Raw genomic sequence first — 3,514 nt, forward strand, 5'->3', positions numbered from 1 at the left:
GTCTTACCCTTTGAAAATTCAAAAATAACAAATCAAATTGAAGATATTCAGGATAGTATTTTAAATGGCTATATACTTATTCAGTTCGATACAGATAAACTAAATTGTTTGTTAGTAAATGTGTCAAAGAAAGAAAAAAGGGATATTACAAAAGCTGAAATTGAATACAATATTGTGGGTCCGCAAATCGCATTTGTCGAAGATTTAGATGTAAATTTAAATTTAGTACGTAGAAAGCTCCCAACACCTTATTTACAAATGAAGGAATTGAAAGTAGGCTCTCTCTCTAACACAACTGTTGCGATTGTATTTATTGAGGGAATTGTAAATGATCAAAATCTACAAGAAATTATAAAAAGGGTAAGTCAAATAAAAACAGACCATGTTTTGGATAGTACTTATTTGATGCAGTTAATTGCAGACAACCCAAATTCTATATTCCCTCAATTTTTGAATACAGAACGTCCGGACCGTGTGGCAGCTGTATTAGCAGAAGGGAAAATTGCACTTTTTGTAGATGGCTCGCCTTATGCCATCACTCTTCCAACAACATTAATTGATTTTTTTTCTACGACAGAAGATTACACCATGCCTTGGATTATAGCCTCTTTTTTTCGTCTATTAAGGCTTTTTGCTTTTATATTTTCTGTCTTAACGACGCCATTATATGTCTCGATCTTAACATATCATTACGAGCTTATCCCAAAAGAACTTCTTGAAACGTTAATTATATCGAGAAGTAAAGTACCTTTTCCTCCATTAATTGAAGCACTTTTTTTAGAAATAACGATTGAATTACTGAGAGAAGCAGGGGCACGTTTACCAACTAAAGTGGGTTTAACTGTCGGTATCGTAGGTGGTATTGTAATTGGACAAGCATCGGTAGAAGCAAGTCTTACAAGTAACGTACTTATTATCATTGTTGCACTTTCAGCTCTTAGTTCATTTACAGCACCAATATATCGAATTGGTAATACAATTCGAGTAATTCGTTTTCCTTTTATAATATCTGCACACCTATTGGGCTTATTAGGAATTGTTTTAACAAGTTCTTTCCTTTTAGTACGCTTATTACGTACAGAATCATTAAGACGTCCTTATTTGTTCCCTTTTTATCCTACACGTCCTACAGATTGGAAAGACAGCATTATACGTATGCCAATCTCAGCGATGTTTCGACGTCCTATTTTTTCAAGGTCTAAACAGCGTTTTCGCTTTAATCCAGAAGAGGTAGAGAAAAATAAAATCATATCACGAAATGATTTTGATGATTGAATTTAACAGGGAGGAGCATTATGAAACAGATCCCAATTGAGTATCAAGTCTCGCCATATATGGTATTTTTTTTAATTATTACTATACAGTTGGGAGTTGGTATGCTTGGTTTTGAAAGGATTAGTGCAAAATTAGTTGGAAATGATGCGTGGATTAGCACGCTACTTTTTGGAATATCTGTTAATGTTATGATTTGGATCATATATCAGATTTTAAATCAGGGTAATGGAGACATCATTGCAATCAATCAAAACGTACTTGGAAAATGGATTGGTGGATTGCTCAACTTCATTTTTTTATCCTATATTGTATTGTTAGGTGCAACAACACTACATACTTATATCGAAGTAGTACATGTTTGGATGTTTCCTTCAATTTCATCTTGGGTTATAGCAGGGGCTTTTTTGGGTCTATGTTATTACATTGTTACTGGAGGATTTCGTGTAGTTGCCGGAATCGGCTTCTTTGGAATCGTTATCCCAAGCATTCTAATCTTCACATTTTTTTATCCTTTGCAGTATGCAGATTTCCAGAATTTATTTCCAATTGCACAGCATTCATTCCTAGAAATTATGAAAGGAATGAAAGGAAATATGTTTAGTTTTTTTGGATTTGAAATGTTATTGCTGTACTACCCATTTATTAAAAAGGCAAAAACGTCTCAAAAATATGCGCACTATGCAAATTTAGTAACGACTATTGTCTACACATACCTTATGATTTTAACTCTTGCATTTTTTAGTGAAAAACAACTAGCGAGTGCGATATGGGCATATTTAAGCATGATTAAAATTATACAATTTCCCTTTATAGAGCGGTTTGAATACATTATTGTTTCTGTTTGGGCTTTTTTTATATTACCCAATGTTTCCTTTACATTATGGGGAGTAAGTCGTGGTATAAAAGAGGCACTGGGAATAAAGCAAAAATATGTTTTGCCAGTTATCATCCTATTCATCTTTGTTTTATCATTTTTCTTGAATAATCGTAATAAAATTAACTTATTAAATACTTGGACAGGTCAAATGGGCTTTGTATATATATATGTATACCTACCTGTACTATGGCTAATTCAAACGGCTAAAATAAAGTTAAGGAGATAAACATGAAGCGATGGATACTTTTCCTTATATTAAGTGTCTTCTTAATAGGTTGTGCTAAAACGAAAATTGTGGATGACATTGACTTAGTTCAAGTTGCGGCATATGATACCGAAGCAGAAGGTAAGCTAAAAGGAACCTTTGCGATTTCAGCTTATAAAGGAGGCGGGGAAGGTGAAACAAAAATCTATTCAGCATCAGGCCAGACTGGTAGAGAAGTTCTTGCAAGAGCATCCGAAAAATCTTCTGGACCTCTAGAGTTGGGGCAATTGCGTGTTATTATATTTAATGAAAAAATAATTGAAAAGGGAATGCAGGAAATTTTAGAGACTTTGAACCGAAATCCTAGTGTAGGAAATGCAATTTATTTAGCAATTACAAATGTAAAAGGGGAATCACTATTAAAGGGGAACTATTCTAAAGAAAAAGAAATTGCTTCCTATCTATCCTCTTTACTGGAGCAAAATATGGACAATGGAACGCAGCCCAAAACAAATTTTTTTATGTTTTTAAACCAACTTAATGATGATGCGAGAGATTCCTATTTACCGATAATATCTAAAAAAGGTAACGTGTTGGAGTTAGATGGAATAGCACTTTTTAAAAGATGTAAAATGGTTGATAAAGTGAACCCTAAAGATTTATTTGTATTTAAATTGTTGACAGATAATTTTAAACAAGGTACATACCAATTCAAACTACCTGGTTCTTCAAATACTTACGCTACGATAGAGAATATAAAAGCTAGAACAAAATATAAGATGGAGGGGAATAGTAAGCATCCATTCGTAAATGCTCATATTCAAGTTAAAGCTGAAATTCAAGAATTTACAAAAACAAAAAATCTAGATAATCCTAAAGAAATAAAAAAATTAGAAAAAATTATGGAAAAAGAAATAGAAAAAAAAGCAACTACATTGATAAAGAGATTTATTAAAAAAGACACAGATCCTATAGGACTTAGAAAGCTTGGTAGAACTCACGTAAGAAAATGGAACAGTCAAGAATGGGAAGAATCCTATAAAGATTTACGTTTTCGTGTAACAGCTGATGTAAGAGTAACCCAATCTGGTGTCACAGAATAAATCAAATAAGATATGGGAAATTTTAATAAAAAATATAGTCTCGCAGGAGATTAG

General features: G+C 32.7%; 3 protein-coding genes. All 3 read left to right on the forward strand.

The genetic code is table 11. The features are described 5' to 3' along the window. A partial coding sequence (locus ABWK52_RS25275) for a spore germination protein (protein WP_353772209.1) occupies positions 1-1,275 on the forward strand: 1,275 nt, incomplete at its 5' end. 20 nt (positions 1,276-1,295) lie between these two features. Beyond that, positions 1,296-2,378: a GerAB/ArcD/ProY family transporter gene (locus tag ABWK52_RS25280; protein ID WP_000809694.1), complete on the forward strand. Its 1,083-nt coding sequence runs from the start codon at positions 1,296-1,298 to the stop codon at positions 2,376-2,378. Positions 2,379-2,380: 2 nt separating this feature from the next. Next, positions 2,381-3,460, forward strand: coding sequence for a Ger(x)C family spore germination protein (locus tag ABWK52_RS25285; RefSeq protein WP_098023136.1), 1,080 nt, complete (start codon positions 2,381-2,383; stop codon positions 3,458-3,460). The last annotated feature ends 54 nt before the right edge of the window (positions 3,461-3,514 follow it).

The organism is Bacillus sp. AP50 (assembly GCF_040492675.1).
GTDB lineage: Bacteria > Bacillota > Bacilli > Bacillales > Bacillaceae_G > Bacillus_A > Bacillus_A cereus.